A 26,393-nucleotide genomic window follows, 5' to 3' on the forward strand; every position below is an offset into this window, starting at 1 on the left:
CTTGGGCCCGACACCACGTCACCAAGACGGGGGACAATCGGTGTTCCGCTGACATATGGCGGAGGAGCCGTCGCCGCGCGTCCGAGCCACCGCGTCTACGATGGAACCTCGCGCCATTTCACCTCAGCGCGTGCACATCTCCTGCCGTAGTCCCACACCACACCGTTCCACTTGGAAGGCCAGACGCATCCTATGGCGAACAACATGTCGTTCATCGGCCGTGATATGGCTGTCGACCTCGGGACCGCCAACACGCTGGTGTACGTCAGGGGTCGCGGGATCGTCCTCAACGAGCCGTCCGTGGTCGCCATCAACACCAACACCGGTGGCATTCTCGCGGTCGGAGCCGAGGCGAAGAAGATGATCGGCCGGACCCCCGGCAACATCGTGGCGGTGCGTCCCCTGAAGGACGGGGTCATCGCCGACTTCGAGATCACGGAGCGGATGCTCCGCTACTTCATTCTGAAGATCCACAAGCGCCGTTACCTCGCCCGTCCGCGCGTCGTCGTCTGCGTGCCCTCCGGCATCACCGGGGTGGAACGACGCGCCGTGATCGAGGCGTCGACGCAGGCGGGTGCTCGGCAGGTGCACATCATCGAGGAGCCGATGGCCGCCGCGATCGGCTCCGGCCTCCCGGTGCACGAGGCCACCGGCAACATGGTCGTCGACATCGGCGGCGGGACCACCGAGGTCGCGGTGATCTCCCTCGGTGGCATCGTGACGGCCCAGTCGATCCGGGTGGCGGGCGACGAGCTGGACAACGCGATCATTCAGCACATCAAGAAGGAGTACAACCTGCTGCTCGGTGAGCGCACCGCCGAGAGCATCAAGATCACCATCGGTTCCGCGCACTCCATGGACACCGACGAGCACACCGAGATCCGGGGCCGGGACCTGGTCAGCGGGCTTCCCAAGACGGTCGTCATCTCGGCGGCCGAGGTCCGCCGGGCGATCGAGGAGCCGGTGAACGCCATCGTCGACGCGGTCAAGACCACGCTCGACAAGTGCCCGCCCGAGCTGTCCGGCGACGTCATGGACCGTGGCATCGTCCTCACCGGCGGCGGCGCGCTGCTCCGGGGGCTCGACGAGCGGCTGCGTACCGAGACCGGTATGCCGATCCACATCGCCGAGGATCCCCTGGACTCCGTGGCGCTGGGCTCCGGCAAGTGCGTCGAGGAGTTCGAGGCGCTGCAACAGGTCCTGGACGCCCAGCCGAGGCGCTGACCGAGGGAGACGATCCGCCGCGAGGAGACACTGACCAACCACGCGGCGGATCGTTGACATTCCGGGACCTCGTACGGGTCCCGGTCACCGAGAACTCAACAGCACAGTCGACAGACGTCTGACGGGGTCCGACGGGATCCACGAGGTCCGACGAGAAAGGCACGGCCGTCGCACGTGAGGGACACACGAGAGAGCCGTCTGCTGCTCGTCCTGCTGATCGCCATCGCGTTCGCGCTGATCACGGTGGACATCAGGGGAGGCGAGCGGTCGCCGCTCGACAGCGCGCGGTCGGGGGCCGCGTCCGTCCTCGGCCCGGTGGAGAACGGCGTCGCGGCGGCGGTGGACCCCGTCGGCAACGCGGTCAGCGCCGTGCGGGACTCCGGCGACCGCCACAGCCGGATCAGTGAGCTGGAGCGGGAGAACGCCTCGCTCAAGCAGAAGCTCGGCTCGGACGACCGGAACCGCGCCCGGGCCAAGGAGTTCGACAAGCTGCTGCGCACGGCTGGTGCCGGCGGGTATGGCATCAAGGGCGCCGAGGTCATCGCGATCGGCGCGGCGCAGGGCTTCTCCTGGACGGTCACCATCGACGCCGGCAAGAACGACGGCATCACCCGCGACCAGACGGTCATCAACGGGGACGGCCTGGTCGGCCGGGTCACCACCGTCGGCCCCTCCACCTCCACCGTCCTGCTCGCCAACGACCCGGACTTCTCGGTCGGCACCCGGATGGAGAAGAGCAGCGAACTCGGCTTCGCCACCGGCCGCGGCGGCAACGCGCTCAGCGTCCAGCTGCTGAACGGCAAGGCCAAGGTGGCGAAGGGGGACCGGCTGGTCACCTTCGGGTCCCACGCGGGACGGCCCTTCGTGCCCGGGGTCCCGGTCGGTGAGGTGATCCGCGTCAACCGGCACGGCGGCGACCTGACCCGCACGGTCAACGTCCGCCCGTACGTGGGCTTCAGCAAGCTCGACGTCGTCGGCGTCGTGGTGAAGCCGCCGCGCACCGACCCGCGGGACGACGTGCTCGTCCCCAAGAAGCCGCCGAAGCCCAAGCCCACACCGACGGTGACCGTCACCAAGAAACCCTCGCCCAGCGGGAGCTCGCCCGCCCCCAGGAGCTGACCGATGCGCCTCAACCGGATGCTGCTCTCGGCCGCACTCATCCTCGTCGCCCTGGTCGTCCAGGTGAGTGTGCTCGCCCGGCTCCAACTGCCGGGCGCCGTCCCCGACCTGCTGCTGCTCGTGGTGCTGGGCCTCGCCCTGGTGTACGGGCACACGGCGGGCGCCCTGGTGGGCTTCGCCGCGGGGCTGCTCGCCGACGTCGCCCCGCCCGCCGACCACGCGGTCGGAAGGTACGCGCTGGTGCTCTGCGTCGTCGGCTACGTCGCGGGGCTGACCAAGCCGGAGAGCGGTCAGCACCGCTCGGCGACCGTCCCGATGCTGGTGGTCGCGGTCGCCGCGATCAGCTCGACCCTGCTGTACGCGGGGGTCGGGGCGCTGGTGGGGGACACCGCCGCGCGGCAGGTCGGGCTGACCGGCCTGCTGTTCACCGCCACGCTCTACGATCTGCTGCTCGCCCCGTTCACCGTCCCGGTGATCATGGCGCTGGCGCGGCGATCGGACCACGATCCGCTGGCGGCCGAGTCAAGTGGCGGCACCGCCACCGGGGTTGGCCGCTCCTACGGCTGGCTCAGCTCCGGTACCGGGCTGCGGGTCGGCACCGCGGGCGGCGGCGGGGCGCTCGGGAAGGCGGGGAAGCCACCGAAGGCGGGGAAGGCGGCCAAGTCCGGTAAGGCGGGCCGGTCCGCGAAGCTGAGCCGGAGCGGGGGAGCCGGGACGGCGGGTATCAAGGGGGTCAAACGACTGTGACCAACATCCCGGAGACCGGGCGGACCACCCGGGTCACCATCCGGCTGGTCGCCATCCAGATTCTGGTGATGTCGCTGCTGCTGACGCTCGGCGGGCGGCTCTGGTACCTCCAGGTGCGCAACGGCGAGGAGTACGAGAAGGAGGCGGCGGGCAACCACGTCCAGCAGGTCGTCCAGCCCGCGGTGCGCGGCGCCATCCTGGACTCCCGCGGCGTGCCGATCGCCGACAACCACACCCAGCTTGTGGTCTCCGCCTCCCGCACCGAACTGATGAAGATGGACGACGAGGGGGAGGCCGTCCTGCGGCGGCTGGCCGACGTCCTCGGGATGAGCGAGCGCAGCGTCCGGGAGAAGATCCGGCTCTGCGACGCGAAGACCCCCAAGCCCTGCTGGAACGGCTCCCCCTACCAACCGATCCCGGTGACCGACGAGGCCACGACCCAGCAGGCCCTCCAGATCCGCGAGCGGGCCGAGGACTTCCCGGGCGTCACGGCGGAACCGGCCGCGGTGCGCCGCTACCCGGCGCCCTACGGCGCCAACACCTCGCAGGTGCTCGGCTACCTCTCGCCCGTCTCCGACGAGGAGATCGAGAAGGCGAAGGACTCCGACTCGCCGTTCCTCTCCTCCGACGAGATCGGCCGCTCCGGCCTGGAGCGCAGCTACGACAGCTACCTGCGCGGCAGTTCCGGCGTCACCCGCTACGAGGTGGACAACCTCGGCCGCGTGATGGGCCGGGGCGAGACGGACCGCGCGAGGCCCGGCGACAACCTGATCACCAGCATCGACTCGCGCGTGCAGGCGGTGACCGAGAAGCAGCTCGACGAGGCGATGAAGGCCGCCCGCAAGGAGCACGACCGGAACACCAACCGGAACTACGAGGCGGACGCGGGCGCCGTCGTGGTGATGGAGAACAAGACCGGCCGGGTGGTGTCGATGGCCTCCAACCCGGAGTACGACCCGAACGCCTGGGTCGGTGGCATCTCCGGCAAGGAGTACGCGAAGCTCACCGGCAAGAAGTCCAACTACCCGCTGCTGAACCGCTCGATCCAGGGGCTGGCGGCGCCGGGCTCCATCTTCAAGGTGATCCCCACCGCCGCCGCCGTGAAGGCGGGCTACCCCTTCGACGGCAACTACGACTGCGCCTCCTCGTACAGCGTCGGCGGGCAGGTGTTCAAGAACTTCGAGTCCAAGGGGTACGGCACCATCGACCTGGGCCGCGCGCTGGAGGTCTCCTGCGACACCGTCTTCTACGACCTGGCCTACAAGCAGTGGCAGAAGGACGGCGGGAACACCCCGAAGAAGGGCGCCAAGGACTGGTTCTACGAGACGGCGCACGACTTCGGCCTCGGCCGGAAGACCGGCATCGACATCCCCAACGAGGTCGAGGGCCGGGTGCCGGACCGCCAGTGGAAGAAGGACTACTGGGACGCTAACAAGGACGTCTGGTGCGAGCAGGGCAAGGACGCCAAGAGCTACGCGGACAAGATCGCCAAGGAGAACTGCGTCTCCGGCATGAAGATGCGGGCCGGTGACAGCGTCAACTACTCCATCGGGCAGGGCGACACCCTCGTCACCCCGATCCAGATGGCGATGATCTACGGCGCGCTGGCCAACGGCGGCACCATGTACACCCCGAGTCTCGGCAAGGCCGTGGTCAGCGCCGACGGTCGCAAGGTGAAGCGGATCAAGCCGACTGAGCAGGGCAAGCTGCCGGTCGACAAGAAGACCCTGAAGAACATCGACGGCGCGCTGCGCGGCGTCGCCACCCGGGGTACCGCCGCCTGGCGCTTCGGGGACACCGGCTGGCCGCAGGACAAGATCCCGATGCGCGCCAAGACCGGTACCGCCGAGGTCGCGGGGAAGCAGACCACCTCCTGGTTCGCCACCTACACCGACGAGTTCACCGTGGTGATGACGATCTCCCAGGGCGGTACCGGATCCGGCGCCTCCGGCCCGGCCGTCCGGAAGATCTACGACGCGCTCTACGGCGTCGGCGGCAAGGGCGGCATCGACCGCGAGAAGGCGTTGCTGCCCGAGCCGGAGAAGGACCTGCCGAAGATCGGCAAGGACGGCACGATCGAGGCGCAGCGGGACAAGTCGATGATCGCCGACGGTAAGAAGCGCAAGGTGGCCGAGGCCGAGGAGCAGCGGTGAGCACCCACACCTACTCCTACCGGGGTCTCGACCGGCGGCCCAAGTCGCTGTGGGGCAGGCTCGTCGCCCGCGACTCGGACGTGTGGCGGCTCGACTGGATCATGCTGTTCGCCGGGCTGGCGCTCTCCGCGATCGGCACCGTGCTGGTGTACGCGGCCACCCGGAACCGCACCGACATCAACGACGGCGATCCGTACTCCTTCGCCACCCGGCACGTGATCAGCATCCTCGTCGGGCTGCTGCTGATGGCGGCGACGGTCTGGGTGGGCCACCGGCGGCTGCGCGGCGCGGTGCCCGTCCTCTACGGGGTGTCGGTGCTGCTGGCGCTGGTCGTGCTGACGCCGCTGGGCGCCACCATCAACGGGCAGCGGGCGTGGATCCAGCTGCCCGGCGGGTTCTCCATCCAGCCGGCCGAGTTCATCAAGATCACGCTGATCCTCGGCATGGCGATGCTGCTCGCCGCCAAGGTCGACGCGGGCGACCGGGAGTACCCGGACCACCGCACCGTGCTGCACGCGCTGGGGATGGCGGCGCTGCCGATCGCCGTCATCATGCTGATGCCCGACCTCGGTTCGGTCATGGTGCTGGTGGTGATCGTGCTGGGGGTGCTGCTCGCCTCGGGCGCCTCCAACCGCTGGATCATCGGCCTCGGGCTGGCCGGAGCGGGCGGCGCGGTGCTGGTCTGGGCCCTCGGCCTGCTGGACGAGTACCAGATCAACCGGTTCGCGGCCTTCGCCAACCCGGCGCTCGACCCCTCCGGTGTCGGCTACAACACCAACCAGGCGCGGATCGCCATCGGTTCGGGCGGACTCACCGGCAAGGGGCTCTTCGAGGGCACCCAGACCACCGGCCAGTTCGTGCCCGAGCAGCACACCGACTTCGTGTTCACCGTGGCGGGCGAGGAGCTGGGCTTCGTCGGGGGTGGGCTCATCATCCTGCTGCTCGGGGTGGTGATCTGGCGGGCCTGCCGGATCGCCCGCGAGTCGGCGGAGCTGTACAGCACCGTGGTCGCGGCCGGGATCACCGCGTGGTTCGCCTTCCAGGCGTTCGAGAATATCGGGATGACGCTGGGCATCATGCCGGTCGCCGGGCTCCCCCTGCCCTTCGTCTCCTACGGCGGCACCTCGATGTTCGCCGTCTGGATCGCGCTCGGGCTACTCCAGTCGATCCGGGTGCAGCGCCCCATCTCGGCCTGACCCCGGCCCGCCTCCCCGTCCGTGCCCGTCCCGTCCGTGCCCGTGACGGGGCGGGCCGGGAGCGGGGTGGACGAGGTGGCGGGGGGCCGGTGGCAGCGGGTTAGGCTGGATGGTCATCTCTCGACGAGAGAACCGCCTGCCCGAGGACATCCGCCATGCCTGTCGAGTCGGTCTTCCCCCGCCTGGAGGCCCTGCTCCCGCACGTATCGAAGCCGATCCAGTATGTGGGCGGCGAACTCAACTCCACCGTCAAACCGTGGGACGAGTGCGATGTCCGCTGGGCGCTGATGTACCCGGACGCCTACGAGGTGGGGCTGCCCAACCAGGGCGTCATGATCCTCTACGAGGTGCTGAACGAGCGGCCCGGGGTCCTCGCGGAGCGCACCTACAGCGTCTGGCCCGACCTGGAGGCGCTGATGCGGGAGCACGGCGTCCCGCAGTTCACCGTGGACGCGCACCGCCCGGTCCGGGAGTTCGACGTCTTCGGGGTCTCCTTCTCCACCGAGTTGGGCTACACCAACCTCCTCACCGCCCTCGACCTGGCCGGTATCCCGCTGGAGGCCGCCGACCGCACCGAGGACCACCCGATTGTGATGGCGGGCGGGCACGCCGCGTTCAACCCGGAGCCGATCGCGGACTTCATCGACGTCGCGGTCATCGGCGACGGCGAGCAGGCGGTGCTGGAGGTCAACGAGATCATCCGGAGCTGGAAGGCCGAGGGACGCCCGGGCGGCCGCGAGGAGTTGCTGCTCCGCCTGGCCCGCACCGGCGGCGTCTACGTCCCCGGCTTCTACGACGTGGAGTACCAGCCCGACGGCCGGATCTCCCGCGTCGTCCCGAACCGCTCCGGCGTCCCGTGGCGAGTGTCCAAGCACACCGTGATGGACCTGGACGAGTGGCCGTACCCCAAGCAGCCGCTGGTGCCGCTCGCGGAGACGGTGCACGAGCGGATGTCCGTGGAGATCTTCCGCGGCTGCACCCGGGGCTGCCGCTTCTGCCAGGCGGGCATGATCACTCGCCCGGTGCGGGAGCGCTCCATCACCGGGATCGGCGAGATGGTCGACAAGGGGCTGCGGAAGACCGGCTTCGAGGAGGTCGGGCTGCTCTCCCTCTCCTCCGCCGACCACAGCGAGATCGGGGAGGTCGCCAAGGGCCTCGCCGACCGGTACGAAGAGGACAAGGTCGGCCTCTCGCTGCCGTCCACCCGGGTCGACGCCTTCAACATCGACCTCGCCAACGAGCTGACGCGGAACGGCCGCCGCTCCGGCCTCACCTTCGCCCCGGAGGGCGGCAGTGAGCGCATCCGCAAGGTCATCAACAAGATGGTCTCGGAGGAGGACCTGATCCGCACCGTGGCCACCGCGTACGGCAACGGCTGGCGGCAGGTCAAGCTCTACTTCATGTGCGGGCTGCCCACCGAGACCGACGAGGACGTCCTCCAGATCGGCGACATGGCGGTCAACGTCATCGCCAAGGGCCGCGAGGTGGCCCGGTCCAACGACATCCGCTGCACCGTCTCGATCGGCGGGTTCGTGCCCAAGCCGCACACCCCCTTCCAGTGGGCCCCGCAGCTGTCCGCGGACGAGACGGACGCGCGGCTCGGCAAGCTGCGCGACAAGATCCGCGGCGACAAGAAGTACGGCCGCTCCATCGGCTTCCGCTACCACGACGGCCGTCCCGGGATCGTCGAGGGCCTGCTCTCACGCGGCGACCGCCGTGTCGGCCCGGTCATCCGCGAGGTCTACGAGCGCGGCGGCCGGTTCGACGGCTGGCGCGAGTACTTCTCCTACGACCTGTGGATGGAGAGCGCCGCGAAGGCGCTGCCCCCCACCGGGGTGGACGTCGACTGGTACACCACCCGGGAGCGCGAGTACGAGGAGGTGCTCCCCTGGGACCACCTCGACTCCGGTCTCGACAAGGACTGGCTCTGGGAGGACTGGCAGGACGCCCTCGACGAGACCGAGGTCGAGGACTGCCGCTGGACCCCCTGCTTCGACTGCGGTGTCTGCCCCGCTCTCGACACCGAGATCCAGGTGGGCCCCACCGGAAAGAAGCTGCTTCCCCTGACCGTGGTCAACGACTAGCGACCCACCGGTCCGCGCGTGGCGGTCCGCCCCCCGGCAGTCCGGCCGGCGGCTCCGGCGCGCGCGGAACACGCGGGCCGCCCGCCCGGGAAACCCTCGGTGGGCCCGGGCGGACGCCCGGCTCGCGGGCGTCGGCGCGCCCCGCTCGGCGGAGCGGTCGGTCCCGTGCGAACACCGCCGCGTACCCTGGGGGAGGTCCCGCCGACCAGCCCGGGCCCATGGGCCCGCCCCGCACCGGCTCGGTGTCCCCGGTATCGCCGGGGCCCGCCGCACGACGCGGGCACGAGAGCGGTCCGCCGCCGTGCGCCACCCGCGCGGATCCCCGGGCCGACCCCGGGGTGGCGGGACCCCGCCCTTCGGGAGCGGGCGGACGAGTGACCTTCGCCACCGCGGCGACAACAGCAGATCCGCGCACCACCATCCGTCCTTCCACGGCGGCCGACCCGATGTGGCCCGCCCGGCACGAGGAGAGAACCACTGGGCAAGCGACAGCCCGAAGGCCCGCCGCCCGCACCCGCCGTGCAGCGCGTACGACTGCGTTACACCAAGCGTGGCCGCCTCCGGTTCACCAGTCACCGCGACTTCCAGCGCGCCTTCGAACGGGCGCTGCGCCGCGCGGGGGTGCCCATGGCGTACTCCGCCGGGTTCACCCCGCACCCCAAGGTCTCGTACGCCAACGCGGCGCCGACCGGCACGGGGAGCGAGGCCGAGTACCTGGAACTCGCCCTCTCGGAGCACCGCGAACCGGCGCGGCTGCTCGCCCAACTCGACGAGAGCATGCCGGACGGGCTCGACCTCGTCGACGCCGTGGAGGCGCACGGCGCGGACTTCACGGCCCGGCTGGAGGTCTCCGAGTGGGAGCTGCGCCTGGACGGCGTGCCACCGGAGATGGCCGAAAAGGCGGTTGCGGCCTTCCTGGCCGCCGACTCCGTAGAGGTCCAGCGGCAGACCAAGAAGGGGCTGCGCACCTTCGACGCGCGAGCCGCCGTGGTCTCCCTCACGCTCGTCGGCGAGAGCGGTGTTCCCGGGGCTCGGGACGCTGTGGCGGCACCGGCCCCGACCGGGGGCGATAGGCCCGGCACGGCTCCCTGTGCGATACTGCGCTTGGTGGTACGGCACCTGACACCTGCCGTACGACCCGACGATGTCCTGTCCGGTCTCCGCGCTGCGGCCGACCTGGCGCCGCCGGTTCCCGTCATGGTGACCAGGCTGGCGCAGGGGCCGCTCGATGAGGAGACCGGCACGGTGACCGACCCGTTGGCGCCCGACCGCGACGCAACCCCCGTCGCGACGGCGCCGGGCGGCCCCGCGTAGGACCGCCGGAGGAGAAAAAGCGCCGCCGCTGCGTACGCGCCAGGGAGCCACCCGGGCAGCTGCTGTCCGGCAGGCGAGCGCGATGACCAGGAGACTTTCGCCGTAGCCGATCCTCTCGGAGGACGGAACCGGCGAGTGAGACAACAAGCTCCCGTGCGGCGCACGCGCCCCGGAGCGGAGCCGCGCTCTGTCGCGGACCGTGGCCGGAATGCTGAGCGCGGCGCCCGGGAGCGTGACGGGAGAAACGCCCGCATGCTCGAACCGATGGAGTCCGCCACCGCGGACAGCAACGAGAACACCGCCCCGGGAACCGGTGCCGCCTCCGGCGCCGACAGCTCGGGGCCCGGGGACACCCTCCCCCCGCGTCGCCGTCGCAGGGCGGTCAGCCGTCCGGCGGGACCGCCCGCGGGCGGTCCCGGTGAGTCGGCCGTGATCGAGAACGCCGGAACCGCCGGAACCGCCGAGCACACTGGGAGCGCCGCCAGCGCAGCGCCACCGGGCGACACCGCCTCCGCCACCACCGGGGGTGAGACGGCGGAGACCGCGGCCCCCGCGGCGAAGACCACCGCGCCCCCGCGCCGCCGCGCGACCCGTGGCGCCACCGCCCCGAGCGCGTCCGCCGAGGCCACCGGTTCCGGTGAGACCGCCGACACGGCCGGGGCCGGAGCCGTCGACGCCACCCCGGCCGCCGGGGACACCCCGGCCGAGCCCCCCGCCCGGACCCGCCGCCGCGCCGCACGCAAGACGGCGGCCCCCGCGCGGAGCACAGCGCCGGAGAGCGCTGAGAGCACCGACGGCACCGAGAGCGCCGCCAGCGCCGAGGCCCCCGCGAGCACCGAGCGCGCTGGGTCCGCCGACGCCACCGCCCCCGTGGAGGAGCCGTCCGCCCCGCGCACCCCCCGCCGGGCGACTCGGGCCAGCCGGGCGACGAGCGCCCCGGCGAAGGAGCGCGAGACGGCCCCCGCCGAGGCCACCTCCCCGGAGACCGGCGCCGCCCAGGAGCCCGCGGACGCGGAGGTCACCGCCGAGGCGCCCGAGAAGTCGGCCCCGAGCGCGCGGGAGCCGAAGAAGACCACCACCCGGTCCCGGCGGCGCTCCGCCCGGGCCGAGACCACCGGCGAGGAGCCGACGGGCGACGAGACGACGGGCGGCGCCCCGGAGCGGGCCGCCGCCGAGGCCCCGGCCACGGGCCGGTCCCGGGGCGCCCGGCCGCCGGCCGCGCTGTTCCAGGCACCGGTCTTCACCGAGCCCGCGTTCCAGACCCCGCAGAGCGCCGCCGTCGCGGCGGCCGAGGCCGCCCGGGACGACGAGGCCGAGGGCGTCGAGGAGGACGAGGAGACGGCGGCCGAGGCCGAGGAGCGCGGCCAGCGCCCCGCCAGCGCCGCCGCGCGCCGCCGTCGGCGTGCCGAGGCGGCGGGTGGCCGCGCCACCCGCGGGGGTGAGCTGGCCGAGGAGGAAGCCGAGGACGAGAGCGCCGAGCGGGCCGCCGAGGCCGAGCAGGCGGAGCGGGGCGAGGAGTCCGAGGACCGGCCCGCGCGTCGCCGTCGCCGGGGAGGCCGTCGTCGCCGTAAGGGCGAGTCCGGCGAGCCGGAGGGTGAGGACACCGCCCGCGAGGAGCGTTCCGCGGAGGAGGCGGAGGAGTCCGCCGAGTCGGACGAGACCGCCGAGGCCGAGCAGGAGGGCGCGGCCGAGGAGCGCGAGGACGAGCGCTCCGGCGGCAACGGCTCCAGCAGCAGTTCCCGCCGCCGCCGTCGCAGGCGGCGCCGGTCCGGGGACTCCGAGGGCGCGCCCGAGGGCGAGAGCGGCGGCGACGACCCGGAGCGCACCGTCGTCAAGATCCGCGAGCCGCGGAAGAAGAAGGACGAGGCCACGACCGCCGGTGACGAGGTCCAGGCCATCAAGGGCTCCACCCGGCTGGAGGCGAAGAAGCAGCGCCGCCGCGAGGGTCGTGAGCAGGGGCGCCGCCGGGTTCCGATCATCACCGAGGCCGAGTTCCTGGCCCGCCGTGAGGCGGTCAAGCGGGAGATGATCGTCCGGCAGAGTGGCGGGCGGACGCAGATCGGCGTCCTGGAGGACGACGTGCTCGTCGAGCACTTCGTCAACAAGGAGCAGTCCACCTCGTACGTCGGCAACGTCTACCTGGGCAAGGTCCAGAACGTGCTGCCGTCGATGGAGGCCGCCTTCGTCGACATCGGCAAGGGCCGGAACGCCGTGCTCTACGCGGGCGAGGTCAACTTCGAGGCGCTGGGCATGGCCAACGGCCCGCGCCGTATCGAGGCGGCGCTGAAGTCCGGCCAGTCGGTGCTCGTCCAGGTCACCAAGGATCCGATCGGTCACAAGGGCGCCCGGCTGACCAGCCAGGTCTCGCTGCCCGGCCGGTACCTGGTGTACGTGCCCGAGGGCTCGATGACCGGCATCAGCCGCAAGCTGCCGGACACCGAGCGGTCCCGGCTGAAGCAGATCCTGAAGAAGGTCGTCCCGGAGAACGCCGGGGTCATCGTGCGGACGGCGGCCGAGGGGGCCAGCGAGGACGAGCTGCGCCGGGACGTCGAACGTCTCCAGGCGCAGTGGGAGGAGATCCAGAAGAAGGCCCGGAAGGGCAACGCGCCGACGCTGCTCTACGGCGAGCCCGACATGACCGTGCGGGTCGTCCGGGACATCTTCAACGAGGACTTCTCCAAGGTCATCGTCAGCGGCGAGGAAGCCTGGAGCACCATCCACGGCTACGTCTCGCACGTCGCTCCGGACCTGGCCGACCGGCTCCAGAAGTGGACCTCGGACGTGGACGTCTTCGCGACGTACCGCGTCGACGAGCAGCTGCTGAAGGCGTTGGACCGCAAGGTCTGGCTGCCCAGCGGTGGTTCGCTGGTGATCGACCGGACCGAGGCGATGGTCGTGGTCGACGTGAACACCGGCAAGTTCACCGGCCAGGGCGGCAACCTGGAGGAGACGGTCACCAGGAACAACCTGGAGGCGGCCGAGGAGATCGTGCGGCAGCTGCGGCTCCGCGACCTCGGCGGCATCATCGTGATCGACTTCATCGACATGGTGCTGGAGTCCAACCGGGACCTCGTGCTGCGCCGCCTGCTGGAGTGCCTGGGCCGGGACCGTACGAAGCACCAGGTGGCCGAGGTCACCTCGCTGGGCCTGGTGCAGATGACCCGGAAGCGGGTGGGCCAGGGCCTGCTGGAGTCCTTCTCCGAGTCCTGCGTGCACTGCAACGGCCGGGGCGTGCTGGTCCACATGGAGCAGGTCCAGGGCGCCGGTGGCGGAGGTGGCAAGAAGAGCCGCAAGAAGGGCAGGGGCGGCCAGCAGGCCGCCGAGCCGGAGGCCCGCGAGCCCGAGGCGCCGCGCGCCGAGGAGCCGGAGGAGCCCGCCGAGGAGCCGAAGGCCCTCCCCGAACCCGCGTTCGCGCCGGACGAGGAGCTGTTCGGCAGTGTCGCCGAGGCCGAGGCGGCGGCCGGACCGACGGGACGGCGTGGCCGTCGCCGGGCGAGCCGCCGCGCCGGGGTGCCCGAGGGAGCGCCGAGGGAGGAGAGCGTGCCGGACGAGCCGTCCGCGCGCCCCGCCGAGGTGGAGCCCGAGCGGGCCGAGGCCCCGGCGGCGCCCGTCGCGGCCGAGCCCGCGGCCCCCGCGGAGTCGGCCGCCGAGCAGGAGGCCCCGGCGCCGCGCTCCCGTCGCCGGGCGGTGCGCCGCGCGTCGGCGCCGGCCGGTTCGCCGGGCGGCGCGGCGGAGGAGCCGGTGGTGGAGACCGCCCCGGCGAGCGCCCCGGAGCCGCGGCTCGCGGAGGAGCCCCCGGCCGGGTCGCGGCCGGAGGCCGCTGAGGCCGCGGAGGTCGCCGCACCTGAGGACAGCACCCGGCCGCGGCGCCGGGCGGCGCGCCGGGCCGGAGCCCCGGCGGGTCCGCCGAAGTCGGTGGACGAGGCGGTCGGCACGGTGGTGACCGCCGCCGCGGAGGCCGCTCCCGGCGAGTCCGGTGAGCTGGCGGCCGGGTCCGGCGAGGAGCCCCAGCCGTCGGTGGCCGGGGAGCCGGCACCCGCGCGCTCCCGGCGGCGGGTCACCCGGCAGGTGTCGGCGCCGGTAGGGGAGGCGGAGGAGGCCGAGCCCACGGGCGAGGGCACGGAGCCCGCCGCCGTGGACGCGGAGCCCGAGAAGCCCGCGACGAAGCGGGCCGCCGCGAAGACGGCGAAGAGCACCGCGAAGAAGGCGACGGCCAAGTCCGCCGAGAAGAAGGCCGCGACCAAGACGGCGGCGAAGAGCACCACGAAGAAGGCCGCCACCAAGGCGGCGGCCAAGTCCGCCGAGAAGAAGACGGCGAGCAAGACCGCCGCGAAGAAGACGGCCGCGAAGAAGACCGGCGCGGCGGTGAAGAAGACCGCCGCCGCCGAGCAGCCCGCGCAGCCGGGCGTCTCGGTCGCGGCGGACAGCCTCGACGCGGAGTAGCGCGCGGCACGTCAGCCGGTCGCCGACCAGCGCCGGGTGACGCGGAACACCGTGGTCCGGCCGGTCCCCGCTCCGGGGACCGGCCGGACTGTTGCGTGCCTACCTGGTGGCGGCTCTCGTGGCCGTCGCGGGGCCGTGGTGCGGCCGCCCGGGCCCCGTTTGACCAGGGGAGCAGCGCCCCGTAGCCTTGTCCGTCGGCGTGTCGTGCTGACCCGCCGTGCCCCTGAGCACCCACCTCCCGCGCCATCCGCCGGGAGAGGCCGCTCAGTCCTTCCGGATCACTCCGCCGGGCCGCCACGCGGCCGGGCGTGGAGCGGCTGGCATCAGGGGCTCCGTTTCGAGCAGAGAGAGAGTTCCGCGTGTACGCGATCGTGCGCACCGGCGGGCGTCAGCAGAAGGTGTCTGTTGGCGACGTCATCGAGGTTGACCGGATTTCTGACAGCAAGGTCGGCGACAGCGTCGAACTCTCGACCCTGCTTGTGGTCGACGGGGACGCGGTCACCAGCGACCCGTGGGTCCTGGCCGGAGTGAAGGCGCGGGCCGAGGTGGTGGACCACCACAAGGGCGAGAAGATCCGGATCCAGAAGTACAAGAACAAGACCGGCTACCGCAAGCGGATCGGTCACCGTCAGCTGCACACCGCGCTGAAGATCACCGGTATCGACGCCCCGGCCGCCAAGAAGTAAGGGACTGAGAAGAGATGGCACACAAGAAGGGCGCATCGTCCACTCGGAACGGGCGCGACTCCAACCCGCAGTACCTCGGTGTGAAGCGCTTCGGCGGTCAGGTCGTCAGCGCGGGTGAGATCCTGGTCCGCCAGCGCGGCACCCACTTCCACCCCGGTGTGGGCGTCGGCCGTGGCGGCGACGACACGCTGTTCGCGCTGAACCCGGGCGCCGTGCAGTTCGGTACCCGCCGTGGCCGCAAGGTCGTGAACATCGTCCCGGCCTGACCCTCAGGTCAGTTCGGCACGGCACTCGATTTCCGCTCCGAGGGCGGACCCGCGCTCCCGCGCGTACACGGCTTCGTGTGCGCGGGGGATGGGTCCGCCCTCGGCGCGTTACGGCAGCCGGTGGAGCGCGGGCGGACGCCGCGCGCTCCACGGGTGAGCCGTTCCACCATGGAGGTCCGGCGGGCCCGGCGGCCCGGCGGTCCGCCCCACGGGTACCGGCGCCTGGGCGCCGGGCTCCCGGGCACCACCCCGAACCCGTTCCACCCACGTCCTGGAGGCCGTTATGACCACCTTCGTTGACCGCGTCGACCTGCATATCGCCGCGGGTAACGGAGGGCACGGCTGTGCCTCCGTGCACCGGGAGAAGTTCAAGCCGCTGGGCGGGCCGGACGGCGGCAACGGCGGGCGCGGCGGGGACGTCGTCCTCGTCGTGGACCCGGACGTGACCACGCTGCTGGAGTACCACCACTCCCCGCACCGGAAGGCGACCAACGGGAAGCCGGGGGAGGGCGGGCACCGCTCCGGTTCGGACGGCCGGGACCTCGTGCTGTCGGTGCCGGACGGCACCGTGGTGCGGGACTCCCGGGGCGAGGTGCTGGCCGACCTGGTCGGCGGCGGCACCACCTTCGTCGCGGGGCAGGGCGGACGCGGGGGGCTGGGGAACGCCGCGCTGGCCTCCGCCCGCCGCAAGGCGCCGGGTTTCGCGCTGCTGGGTGAGCCGGGCACCAGCCGTGATCTGGTGCTGGAGCTGAAGACCGTCGCGGACGTGGCGCTGGTCGGCTACCCGAGCGCCGGGAAGTCCTCGCTGATCTCGGTGCTCTCGGCGGCCAAGCCGAAGATCGCGGACTATCCGTTCACCACGCTGGTGCCGAACCTGGGCGTGGTGACGGCGGGCGGCAGCGTCTACACGGTCGCCGACGTGCCCGGGCTGATCCCGGGGGCCAGCCACGGCAAGGGCCTGGGTCTGGAGTTCCTCCGGCACGTCGAGCGCTGCTCGGTCCTGGTGCACGTGCTCGACGCGGCGGCGCTGGAGTCCGAGCGGGACCCGCTCTCCGACCTCGACGTGATCGAGGAGGAGCTGGCGCGGTACGGGGGGCTGGCCGACCGGCCGCGCGTGGTGGCGCTGAACAAGGTCGACATCCCGGACGGGCAGGAGCTGGCGGACATGGTCCGCGAGGAGCTGGAGAAGCGCGGCTTCCCCGTCTTCGAGGTGTCCGCCGTGAGCCGCAAGGGCCTGAAGGAGCTGTCGTACGCGCTGGCGGGCGCGGTGGACGCGGCCCGTGCGACCCGTCCGGCGGCGGAGTCCACCCGCGTCGTCATCCGGCCGCCCGCCGTGGACGAGGCCGGGTTCAGTGTGACGCGCGAGGCGGACGGTCTCTTCCGGGTACGCGGGACGAAGCCGGAGCGCTGGGTGCGGCAGACCGACTTCAACAACGACGAGGCGGTCGGCTATCTCGCGGACCGGCTGAACCGGCTGGGCGTCGAGCAGGAACTGCTCAAGCAGGGCGCCCGGGAGGGCGACGGCGTCGCCATCGGCCCGGAGGAGAACGCCGTCGTCTTCGACTGGGAGCCCGCGATGGTCTCCGGCGCCGAGATGCTGGGCCGCCGGGGTGAGGACCACCGGATGGAGGAGTCGCGTCCGGCTGCCCAGCGCCGCCGGGACCGCGAGTCGGAACGGGACGAGGCGCTGGGCGAGTTCGACGAGTTCGACCCCTTCGACGGTCGGTCGGGCCGCTGACCACCCGGTCCCGTTCCGCGCACCGGACGGGACCGCGAACCGCCGCCCGGCCGGTGCTACTCGGGCGGGATGATCAGCTGGACGAGGTTCTCCACCAGCCGCTCCGTCGGCCCGCGGCCCTCCAGGATCCCGGGCGTCGTGAGGTGGTCGAGGAGCAGGCCGGTCATGGCGAAGTAGAGCGTCAGCACGTGGTCCGCCCCGCCGGGGAGTCCGGCGTCCTCGTGGAAGCGGAGGTTCTCCGCCAGCTCCGCGCGCAGGCTGTGGTGCAGCTGGGCGCGGAGTTCCGGACGGCGGGTGGCCTCCAGGCGTAGCTCCAGCATGGCCAGGTAGCCGGTGCGTTCGGCGGCCATGCGCTCGACGAGCCAGACCATCAGCTCGGTGACCAGTTCCCGGGAGGGCGGCGCGCTCATCGCCTCGGTCACCTGGTGGGGGTCGGGCGTCATCCGGAGCCGGACCCTCCCGCCGACCTGGGTGAACAGGTCGTCCCTGCTGGCGAAGTAGTTGGAGGCGGTGCCGGTCGGCACCTCCGCCTCGGTGTCCACCGCGCGGAAGGTGAGCCCGCGCGCGCCGTCCCGGGCGAGCACCTCGATCGCCGCGTCGATGAGGGCCGTACGTCGCTCCGGATTCCTGACCATGGGGACCTCCCGGTCTGGGCGGGGAAAAAGCACGTTGCGTAACCACTACAGGTGTAGCACTATAGCCGGAGTGGTTGGGGTCGACCGGATCGCGTCCGACGGAGGGCGTCCCGGGCTGTGGCACACCAGACGGCCCCACCCGCCAGCACCCCCGGATGACCGCCCGGGGCCGCGGCGTCCGGGGACGGCGGGATGACGCGACGCGGCGCGAACCGTTCAGCTGACACAGAGGAGATACCCGTATGCGCAAGCTGACCTACTACGTCGCGGCGTCGATCGACGGCTTCATCGGAGACCCCAGCGGGGAGGCGGAGTTCTTCACCCGGTACGTCGACGAGGAGTACTCCGCGATGCTCGACGAGGAGTACTACGAGACCCTGCCGACCCCGGCCCGCGCGATACTCGGCCTGCCCGACCGGGAGAACCGCCGCTTCGACACGGTCATCCAGGGCCGGGGCAGCTACGAGGTGGGGCTGAAGATCGGGTTCACCAGCCCCTACGCCCATCTGAAGCAGTACGTCGTCTCCCGCACCCTCACCTCGCCCGACCCCGACGTCGAGATCGTCTCGGGCGATGTCGTGGGCCTGGTACGGGAGTTGAAGCGGCAGGAGGGGCTCGGCATCTACCTGTGCGGCGGCGCCGGGGTCGCCGGGCTGCTGCGGGACGAGGTGGACGAGCTGGTCATCAAGAGCTACCCGGTGGTGCTGGGCAGCGGGATGCCCATGTTCGACTCCGCGTTCGCGCTGGAGGAGTTCGCCCTGGAGTCGGTGCGCTCCTTCAACAACGGCGTGGTCGTCCGCGAGTACCGCCGGGCCTGACCGCCGCCTCCGGCGGGGTGGTGGCGAGACACCGGTGGCGGTAGCGCCGCCGCCGGGACGCGTGTGGCCCCGGGAGGCGAACCTCCCGGGGCCACCGCGCGGGCGGGAACGTCAGCCCGTCATCGCGTCCTCGGACTCGGCGCCGCTGGCCGTGGGGTCGAGCCCCTCCCCGTCGCCCACCGGGGACTCCAGCTCCTCGCCGGTGTCCGCGTCGAGTTCGCGCTGGCCGGGGATCTCCGCCTCGCGACGCTCGAACCGGGCGTTGCGCGCCTCGGCCTCGGCGGCGAGGTCCTGCACGGCCTGGTCGAACCGGGCCAGCGAGGGCGGGTCGGAGGGTCCCAGCAGGTGGGTCTTCAGCTGGGCGCGCGCCTCGACGAAGCCGTCCCTGGCCGGATCACGCACCGCCTCCAGCAGCCCCGGGATCTCCCGCGCGTCGGGCGAGACCACCACACCGGCCCGCACCGTCGGGAAGACCTCCCGGAACGCCTCCTCGCTCATTCCGCTGGTGTTCGCCACGGCGTACGGCTTCTCGCTGCTCAGGTAGTCCGAGATCACCGACGAGACGTCGGACACCAGCACGTCCGCGCGGTTGAAGCAGGCGTAGATCCCCGGGCGCGGACCGGTCACCACCTGGTGCTCCCAGGCGGGCAGCGAGCCCCAGAAGGCGTCCTCCCAGGCCCGCAGCGCCGCGTCGACCCGCTGGGCGCGACCGTGCTCCGGCACGCCCTGCGTCAGCATCCGCTCCATCTCGTCCGCGCCCCGGCCGAAGGAGGCCGCCGTCAGCGCCTCCAGCTCGTGCTCCGCCTGCTCCAGCGCCCGCGCGCCGGTCTCGGCCGGGGCCGCGGCGGCGGCGCCCGCGCTCTCCGCGCGGCGCGTGTTCGCCTCCGCGATCATCGCGCGGACCCGCGCGTCCGCCGCGCCCGCGCGGGGGTCGACCGAACCCGTCATCGGGTGCGGCTTGTAGACCAGGCGAACCCGCTCGTCGGCCAGCAGTCGCGCGACGATGTTCTCGCCCGCCTCGATGATCGAGGTGTTGCCGGGCTTGCCGTCCCACCCCTCCCACGTCGGGGCGTAGAGGACGGTCAGCCACTCGCCCGTGGGGGCGCCGGACCACCGCTCGATCGGGGCGAGCTGCGGCCGCCCGACCTCCACCACGTCGGCGTCGGCCACCCCGACCTCGGCCAGCTGGTACCGCTCCCGCGCGGCGGGACCGGCGACCCACACCTCGTCGTACGCCTTGGCGTACGGGTTGCAGGAGGAGAGCTTGTCGCTCTCGCCGTGGTTGGTGAACGCGTGCTTGATCGTCGGGATGCGCAGCACCTGCGAGGTCTTGCCGGAGTTCGCGGGGTGCAGCAGCACCCGCACCGAGGAGTGCTCCAGGCGCATCAGGTCGGCGACCTTCGGGATGCACACGACCGGGACGTCCGTCGCGTCGATCTTCTGCACCATGAACCGCTCACGCAGCACCACGATCGGGCGGCCCCGCACGGACGCCAGCGTCGAGAGCCACATGTTCGCCTGGTACGCGGAGGAGGTACCGCCGGAGAAGTACATGCCCACCGTGGGCTGGTAGTCGGCCAGCCAGCTGTCCAGCCATGCCAGCACCCGCTCGTCGTTCACCCGGCGCTTTCCGGACAGCAGCCAGGTGCCGAGGTAGAAGGCGCTGCCCAGCGAGAGCAGCAGCGTGATCGTGACGCCGACGATGCCCCAGACGTCGACCGACAGCCCCGCCGTCAGCGTCAGCCCGAGGGTGCCGGGGATGGAGAAGCGCAGCAGCCGCCGGCTGGGCTGGCGGGCGAGCAACCGCGGCGGCGCCTTGGTGAGGCGCAGCCCCGAGGTGTCGATGTTCCGCGTGACGACCGGGAGCGTGCGGCTGCGGCGCACCAGCTGGGCCACCGCCTGACACAGGAAGTGCGCGCCGTAGGCGACCAGCAGCAGCAGCGTGAGCGGACGCTCGATGTCCGGAGGCACGTCCGGGATCCGGACGAGGCCGATAACGATCAGCATGTCGCGCAGCAGCTGCCGGGTGGTCACGTCGAAGCGGACCTTCCCCAGCAGCGCCAGCAGCCCCGGCTGTCTGTGGGTGAGGTAGATGTCGAGCGCGAGGCCCGCCAGGGAGGCGGTGACGAAGACCGGGACGTTCGGCAGTAGGGCGCCCGCGAGCTGGGCGGTGTAGAAGACCGCCAGCGCGAGGAGCGCCGCCAGCTGGACCGCGCGTCGGGCAGTGAGTCCGGCAGAGGGCACGGGCTGAGCTCCTGGAAGGGAGAGTCGAAGGTTGCGAGTGGACAGCCGCCTGTGAGGGGTGGCCAGAGTGACCACTGACCGTATGCCGGTCGGTGCCTCAGTGACAATCTTCGATGGTGCGTCACTCGGCTTAAAGGGGGCAAACGGCCAGGTTCCACGCGCCGGGCCCGTGCGCGGGTGACGGGGCGCCGCCGCGACCCGGGCCCTGGCGTAAATTGCCTGATGGTCCGCGCGGTACCGCGGGCGGGCCACGCACGGTGTGCCGACGGTGGGAGAACGTTCGCGTGACAGGGGTAACAGAGGCGCCGGAGGGCGGTCGGCGGGAGGTGCGCGCCGCGCGCCGGATCGTGGTGAAGGTCGGGTCCTCCTCGCTCACCACGCGCTCCGGGGGCCTGGACGCCGACCGGGTGGACGCCCTCGTCGACGTGCTGGCCACACACCGTGAGCAGGACGGCAGGGAGATCGTGCTGGTCTCCTCCGGAGCCATCGCCGCGGGCCTCGCCCCGCTCGGCCTCGACCGGCGCCCACGGGACCTCGCCCGGCAGCAGGCGGCGGCCAGCGTCGGGCAGGGGCTGCTGGTCGCCAGGTACACCGCGTCCTTCGCACGCTACGGCCAGCGCGTCGGGCAGGTGCTGCTGACCTCGGACGACACCAGCCGCCGCGCCCACTACCGGAACGCGTACCGCACCCTGGACAAGCTGCTGGCGATGGGCGCCGTGCCGATCGTCAACGAGAACGACACGGTCGCGACCGACGAGATCAGGTTCGGCGACAACGACCGGCTGGCCGCCCTCGTCGCCCACCTGGTCCGGGCCGACCTGCTGGTGCTCCTCTCCGACGTCGACGGCCTCTACGACGGTGACCCCTCGCTGCCAGGCAGCTCGCGGATCACCGAGGTCACCGGCCCCGCCGAACTGGCCGGAATCGACATCAGCACCGCCGGCCGGGCCGGGCTGGGCACCGGCGGCATGGTGACGAAGGTGGAGGCCGCCGGAATCGCGGCGGCGGCCGGTGTGCCCGTGGTGCTCACCTCGGCCGCGCGCGCCGCCGAGGCCCTGGGCGGCGGGGAGACCGGCACCCTCTTCCACCGCACCGGCCGCCGCACCACCGGCCGCCTGCTGTGGCTGGCGCACGCCTCGACCCCGCTCGGCGCCCTGGTGCTGGACCCGGGCGCGGTACGGGCCGTCGTCGAACGCCGCACCTCGCTGCTGCCCGCGGGCATCGCCGCGGTGGAGGGCGGGTTCTCGGCCGGGGACCCGGTGGAGCTGCGGGACCAGGAGGGACGCGCGGTGGCGCGCGGCCTGGTCAACTACGACGCGGCGGAGCTGCCCCGGCTCCTCGGCCGCTCGACCCACGACCTGGCCCGGGAGCTGGGCCCGGAGTACGAGCGCGAGGTCGTGCACCGGGACGACCTGGTACTGCTCCGCCCCTGAGGCCCCTGGCGCGAGAGCGGCGGCGCGGGTGGCCGGTCGGGGGGCCGGTGGGGCGGGTGCTGTGGCGCGGTGCGCCGTTCGCCCATGGTCCCCGACTCCCGTGCCGCCGGGGCGAGTTCGGGGAAAGACCAGCCTTTCCACGGACAGCTTCCGGAAAACGGTCCCGCGCGGGGGCGTGGGCTGGTCAACTTTGTAGCGGGGCCGTTCCGCTCCGGCGGGCGGCGGCGGTGCCCGGCCGTCCCCGGCGGGCCCGCGCACCGCGGCGCACCGCCCGGCGCGACCTGTGGCCCCGGGACGGCCCGGCCCGGCGGCCGACCCACCGGCGTACCGCTCCGGGGCCCGCCCCAGCCCAGCATCCGAACCGCGACTCAGCTCAGGAGGCCACCGGTGAGACGACTGGCCAGCGTCGACATGGGTTCCGCCCGGCGGGTCGGCGCCGCCGGGGCGTACCCACGGGAGACGGACGGGCCGTCCGGCGCCGACCGGCCGTCCACGTCGGATGCTGCGGCGACCGCCCGGCCGGGACAGTCCCGGCTCTGGCACGTCACGCTCAGCGTCTCCGGGGCGGAGCTGCCGCTGGCCGAGGTCCGACGGGCCCTCGAACAGCTCGCCCACGACCACCCCTTCTTTCTCACCAGCCGGTACGCCCAGGGGCACGCGGAGATCCGGTACTGGGAGGAGGCACGGGACCTGCACGACGCCGCCGCCGTGGCGCTGCGGCTGTGGGGCGAGCACCGGGCCTCGGCCCGGCTGCCGCCCTGGGAGATCGTCGGTCTTGAGGTGATCGGCCGGGAGACCTACCAGCAGCGCGTCGCCGAGGGGTACGGCCCACCGCCCGCCGCCCCGGTCGGGGTGCACCCCTTCGGCGGCTCGTGACCCGGCCTCGCCCCGTCGCCCGCCCGCGGAACCGGGCGGCCGTCCGCGCTCCGGGCGGGCCGTCTCGGCTGGTGAACGGCGGCCGGGACGGGGCGGCGGCCGGGACTAGGCTGCGGAGCATGACCGCATCGCAGAGCCCGACCGTGACCGAGGTGGCCCGCCGCGCCAGGGAGGCCGCCGCTCAGCTCGCGCCGTTGCCCCGGGCCGCGCGGGACGCGGCGCTGACCGCCGTCGCGGAGGCGCTGGCCGACCCGGCCAACGTGGCCGCCGTGGTCGAGGCCAACGCGGAGGACGTGCGCGCCGCGCGGGACGGCGGCACCGCCGAGTCCGTCGTGGACCGGCTGCTGCTCACCCCGGAGCGCATGGCCGCGATCGCCGCCGATGTCCGGGACGTGATCGCGCTGCCCGACCCGGTCGGTGAGGTGGTGCGCGGCGCGACCCTGCCGAACGGCCTGGAGCTGCGCCAGGTGCGGGTGCCGCTCGGCGTCGTCGGGATCGTCTACGAGGCCCGGCCGAACGTCACCGCGGACGCCGCCGCGCTCTGCCTGAAGTCCGGCAACGCGGTGCTGCTGCGCGGCTCCTCCTCCGCGCACGCCTCCAACCGGGCCCTGGTCGCGGTGATCCGGCGGGCCGTGGAGGCCGCGGGGCTCCCGGCGGACGCGGTGCAGCTGGTGCCGGGCACCAGCCGGGAGTCGGTCACCGAGCTGATGCGGGCCCGCGGTCTGGTGGACGTCCTCATCCCGCGCGGTGGCGCCGCGCTGATCTCGATGGTCGTCGAGCAGTCGACCGTCCCGGTGATCGAGACCGGCACCGGCAACTGCCACGTCTACGTCGACGAGCACGCCGACCTCGACACCGCCGTCGACATCCTCCTCAACTCCAAGGCACAGCGCCCCAGCGTCTGCAACGCGGCGGAGACGGTCCTGGTCCACCAGGCCGTCGCGGAGGACTTCCTGCCGCGCGCGCTGAAGGCGCTCCGCGCGGCGGGCGTCACCGTGCACGGCGACGCGGCCTGGCAGCGCGCCGACCCGGAGGTGCGCCCGGCCACCGCCGAGGACTGGGCCACCGAGTACCTCTCGTACGACATCGCCGCCGCCGTGGTGCCCTCGCTGGACGCGGCGGTCGCGCACATCAGGGAGTGGTCCTCGGGGCACACCGAGGCCATCGTCACCCGGGACACCGCCGCGGCCCGCCGCTTCACCGCGCTGGTCGACGCGGCGGCCGTGCTGGTGAACGCCTCCACCCGGTTCACCGACGGCGGCCAGTTCGGCTTCGGCGCGGAGATCGGCATCTCGACGCAGAAGCTGCACGCGCGCGGCCCGATGGGGCTCCCGGAGCTGACCTCCACGAAGTACGTGGTCACCGGCGACGGCCATATCCGGGACTGACCCCCGGCCGGGGCAGCCACGCTGGTCCGGCCGAGAATTTCCGCCCGGACTGCCCAAACCGGCCATGCGGGACTACGCTGGTCCCGTGCCGGACGACGTGGGGGGCCAGCCGTTCCCGGACGGCGAGGAGCCCGAGTACCGCCACCAGCGCGCGGACGCGGACGAGGAGTTCGCCTCCGTGGTGTTCGACGACGACTTCGTGCGGGCCGCCGGGATTCACGAACCCACGGCCGCCGAGCGGCTGCGCGCCGCCGCCTCCTCACCCGCCGAGAACCACGGCGGGAGCGGCGGTACGGAGGGCGGCGCCGCGGAGGACGCGGACGCCGACAGCCGGTTCGGCCACCCCGACCACCTCGGCCACCGGGGGAACGGCGAGTTCGGCGCGGGCCGCGGCGCCCGTGTCGAGGGCCTGCCCCCCTGGCAGACGGGGGACGCCGCGGACTTCGAGCACGGCGCCGACTACGGCTACCCGATCGGTGGCGAGGCCGAGGAGGACCGTCCCTACCGCGGCCATGTGCGCTGGCAGCGGCCGGTGGCCTGGGTCCTCGCCCTGGTGATGGGGCTCGGTGTGGTGGCCCTCGCCTTCTCCGCGGTCTACCGGGGCAGCTCCGGTCAGCGTCCCGAGCCCTCTCCGCCGCCCACCACCTCCGGGGTGGACAGCCAGGAGGAGCAGGGGCTGGGCGGGCCCGTCCGCCCCTCCACCCCGGTCGACGCCGGGACTCCGGTCGTGCCCGGCGCCCCCTGAGTGGCTGAACGCGCCCCTCCGGGTTGTCTCCGGGGTGGCGCGCGAGGTCCCGCGAGAGCACTGGCGGGCGGCGGCGGCCGGGCGGAAGCGGAATGGTCGAAATCTTGACCTACCGAGCGACGTGCGATCGTCTTCTCCGCCCTACCCTGTTCGTATGGCCGGGCGAGGAGATCCTCCCGAGGGGACACCCGAGGGCGTCCCGGGAGGCGAAGAAGAGTACCGATCGCTCGTCTTCGACGAGTCGTTCATCGAGGCGGCACGCATTCAGGAGTTCTCCGCGCAGGAGCGCCTGGAGGACGAGGAGCACGCGGCTGTCCGCAGCCGACCCGACCCACCGTCGGTGCGTGGCGGGATCGCCGCGTCGCGACAGGGGCTGATACTCGTGCTGCTGATCGTGGTCGCCTTCGGCACCGCGATATACATGGGTGTCCGTAACCCGTACAACACCCCCGACCCGCCCAGCGCGGAGCCGATGCGGGCCACCATGCTGCCCCTGGCCCCCCGGGAGGCGGTGCCGGGCGAGACGCCCGACGTCCTCTTCGAGCACAGCCCGGCGGCACAGTTCCGCAGCGGTGCCAGCGGGGTGGCGCTGCCGCCCGCCCGCGGCAGCGAGCACTTCTCGGAGAGTCAGGTCCTCTCAGCGCTCACCACGGCGAAGGAGTACGTGGTGGAGAGTTCGATCGATCCGGACGTGCTGACCGGCGGCGCCGCCCGCTCCGTGCGGCTGATGCTGTCCCCCGCCCAGCAGGAGCAGTTCGACGAGAGCCTGGACGACCCGCGGGCGGACGGACGGCACGCGGCCACCAGCTGGATGGTCCGGTTCGACCCGGCCAAGGTGGCGCTCGCCGACCCGGAGGTCCGGGTGAGCGGGAAGTTCGCCGTGCGGGAGGCCGGGAGCAACGCGCTGGAGGTCACCGCCGACCACGTCTTCGTCTACGCGGTCCGGGCCGCGAAGGGCGGTGCGGGGGAGCGGGCCGAAGGGCGGGCCTCGCTCTTCACCGTGCGCCGGGAGCTGCGGATGCACTTCGACCGGGAGTCCCTGCGGGACCACCAGCTGAGCGTCCAGCAGGTCTCGACCCAGGCCGGTCCGCTGCCGTGCGCCGCCGACTCCTCGGACGTGCTGACGCCGCTGCTGGCCGGGCAGCGGGCGAAGGACGACGGCCCGGCGGGCACCGACCCGTTCGCGCGGGGCCGCTCCTCGGCGCCGATGTGCGGGGTCCTCGCCCCGGACGCGCAGCCCAGCCCCAAGGGGGCCGAAAGCGCCGAGAGCTGAGCGGGCGGAGT

Annotated in this window: 19 protein-coding genes; 17 read left to right on the forward strand and 2 right to left on the reverse strand. The window is 72.9% G+C overall.

Annotated features, from left to right (window positions below; genetic code table 11):
- Positions 1–204: 204 nt before the first annotated feature.
- From E0L36_RS02660 to obgE, 11 genes are all read left to right on the forward strand, one after another.
- Positions 205–1,224, forward strand: coding sequence for a rod shape-determining protein (locus E0L36_RS02660; protein ID WP_180928551.1), 1,020 nt, complete (start codon positions 205–207; stop codon positions 1,222–1,224).
- A gap of 174 nt (positions 1,225–1,398) precedes the next feature.
- Positions 1,399–2,343, forward strand: coding sequence for a rod shape-determining protein MreC (mreC, locus tag E0L36_RS02665; protein WP_180927221.1), 945 nt, complete (start codon positions 1,399–1,401; stop codon positions 2,341–2,343).
- A 3-nt stretch (positions 2,344–2,346) separates the two neighbouring features.
- On the forward strand, positions 2,347–3,090 hold the full coding sequence (gene mreD / locus E0L36_RS02670; RefSeq protein ID WP_180927222.1) for a rod shape-determining protein MreD: 744 nt from the start codon (positions 2,347–2,349) through the stop codon (positions 3,088–3,090).
- Entirely contained in the window at positions 3,087–5,243 is a 2,157-nt protein-coding gene (gene mrdA / locus E0L36_RS02675; protein ID WP_180927223.1) for a penicillin-binding protein 2, read from the forward strand. The genes mreD and mrdA overlap by 4 nt, the downstream gene beginning before the upstream one ends.
- Positions 5,240–6,439, forward strand: coding sequence for a rod shape-determining protein RodA (gene rodA / locus E0L36_RS02680; protein ID WP_308416610.1), 1,200 nt, complete (start codon positions 5,240–5,242; stop codon positions 6,437–6,439). Before mrdA ends, rodA begins: the two co-directional genes overlap by 4 nt.
- 155 nt (positions 6,440–6,594) lie before the next feature.
- Complete coding sequence (locus E0L36_RS02685) at positions 6,595–8,523, forward strand: TIGR03960 family B12-binding radical SAM protein (RefSeq protein ID WP_180927224.1); 1,929 nt, start codon at positions 6,595–6,597, stop codon at positions 8,521–8,523.
- Positions 8,524–9,042: 519 nt separating this feature from the next.
- The gene (locus E0L36_RS02690) at positions 9,043–9,837 is read left to right on the forward strand and encodes a TIGR03936 family radical SAM-associated protein (RefSeq protein WP_180927225.1); all 795 of its coding nucleotides are present in this window, start codon (positions 9,043–9,045) and stop codon (positions 9,835–9,837) included.
- Between the two features lie 252 nt (positions 9,838–10,089).
- Positions 10,090–14,280, forward strand: coding sequence for a ribonuclease E/G (locus E0L36_RS02695; protein WP_180927226.1), 4,191 nt, complete (start codon positions 10,090–10,092; stop codon positions 14,278–14,280).
- 359 nt (positions 14,281–14,639) lie between these two features.
- Positions 14,640–14,966, forward strand: a complete 327-nt coding sequence (gene rplU, locus E0L36_RS02700) for a 50S ribosomal protein L21 (RefSeq protein WP_180927227.1) — start codon at positions 14,640–14,642, stop codon at positions 14,964–14,966.
- A 14-nt stretch (positions 14,967–14,980) separates the two neighbouring features.
- The gene (gene rpmA / locus E0L36_RS02705; protein ID WP_180927228.1) at positions 14,981–15,232 is read left to right on the forward strand and encodes a 50S ribosomal protein L27; all 252 of its coding nucleotides are present in this window, start codon (positions 14,981–14,983) and stop codon (positions 15,230–15,232) included.
- Between the two features lie 283 nt (positions 15,233–15,515).
- Complete coding sequence (obgE, locus tag E0L36_RS02710) at positions 15,516–16,970, forward strand: GTPase ObgE (RefSeq protein ID WP_180927229.1); 1,455 nt, start codon at positions 15,516–15,518, stop codon at positions 16,968–16,970.
- 56 nt (positions 16,971–17,026) lie between these two features.
- Here obgE and E0L36_RS02715 read toward each other — a convergent pair whose 3' ends face one another.
- Complete coding sequence (locus E0L36_RS02715) at positions 17,027–17,605, reverse strand: TetR/AcrR family transcriptional regulator (RefSeq protein WP_180927230.1); 579 nt, start codon at positions 17,603–17,605, stop codon at positions 17,027–17,029.
- A gap of 242 nt (positions 17,606–17,847) precedes the next feature.
- Between E0L36_RS02715 and E0L36_RS02720 the strand changes: the two genes are divergently transcribed.
- Complete coding sequence (locus E0L36_RS02720; protein WP_180927231.1) at positions 17,848–18,423, forward strand: dihydrofolate reductase family protein; 576 nt, start codon at positions 17,848–17,850, stop codon at positions 18,421–18,423.
- A gap of 111 nt (positions 18,424–18,534) precedes the next feature.
- On the opposite strand, the gene E0L36_RS02725 is transcribed toward E0L36_RS02720, so the two are convergent.
- On the reverse strand, positions 18,535–20,667 hold the full coding sequence (locus tag E0L36_RS02725) for a hypothetical protein (protein WP_180927232.1): 2,133 nt from the start codon (positions 20,665–20,667) through the stop codon (positions 18,535–18,537).
- 284 nt (positions 20,668–20,951) lie between these two features.
- Between E0L36_RS02725 and proB the strand changes: the two genes are divergently transcribed.
- The 5 genes from proB (at position 20,952) to E0L36_RS02750 (ending at position 26,382) form a co-directional block, all read left to right on the forward strand.
- Positions 20,952–22,100, forward strand: coding sequence for a glutamate 5-kinase (gene proB, locus E0L36_RS02730; RefSeq protein ID WP_374705479.1), 1,149 nt, complete (start codon positions 20,952–20,954; stop codon positions 22,098–22,100).
- A gap of 411 nt (positions 22,101–22,511) precedes the next feature.
- Complete coding sequence (locus E0L36_RS02735; protein WP_374705503.1) at positions 22,512–22,976, forward strand: hypothetical protein; 465 nt, start codon at positions 22,512–22,514, stop codon at positions 22,974–22,976.
- Between the two features lie 110 nt (positions 22,977–23,086).
- Positions 23,087–24,364, forward strand: a complete 1,278-nt coding sequence (locus E0L36_RS02740) for a glutamate-5-semialdehyde dehydrogenase (RefSeq protein WP_180928554.1) — start codon at positions 23,087–23,089, stop codon at positions 24,362–24,364.
- Between the two features lie 85 nt (positions 24,365–24,449).
- Positions 24,450–25,109, forward strand: coding sequence for a hypothetical protein (locus E0L36_RS02745; protein WP_180927233.1), 660 nt, complete (start codon positions 24,450–24,452; stop codon positions 25,107–25,109).
- A gap of 154 nt (positions 25,110–25,263) precedes the next feature.
- Positions 25,264–26,382, forward strand: coding sequence for a hypothetical protein (locus E0L36_RS02750; protein ID WP_180927234.1), 1,119 nt, complete (start codon positions 25,264–25,266; stop codon positions 26,380–26,382).
- Positions 26,383–26,393: the final 11 nt, after the last annotated feature.

It is taken from the genome of Streptomyces sp. AJS327 (assembly GCF_013450295.1).
Lineage (GTDB): Bacteria > Actinomycetota > Actinomycetes > Streptomycetales > Streptomycetaceae > Streptomyces.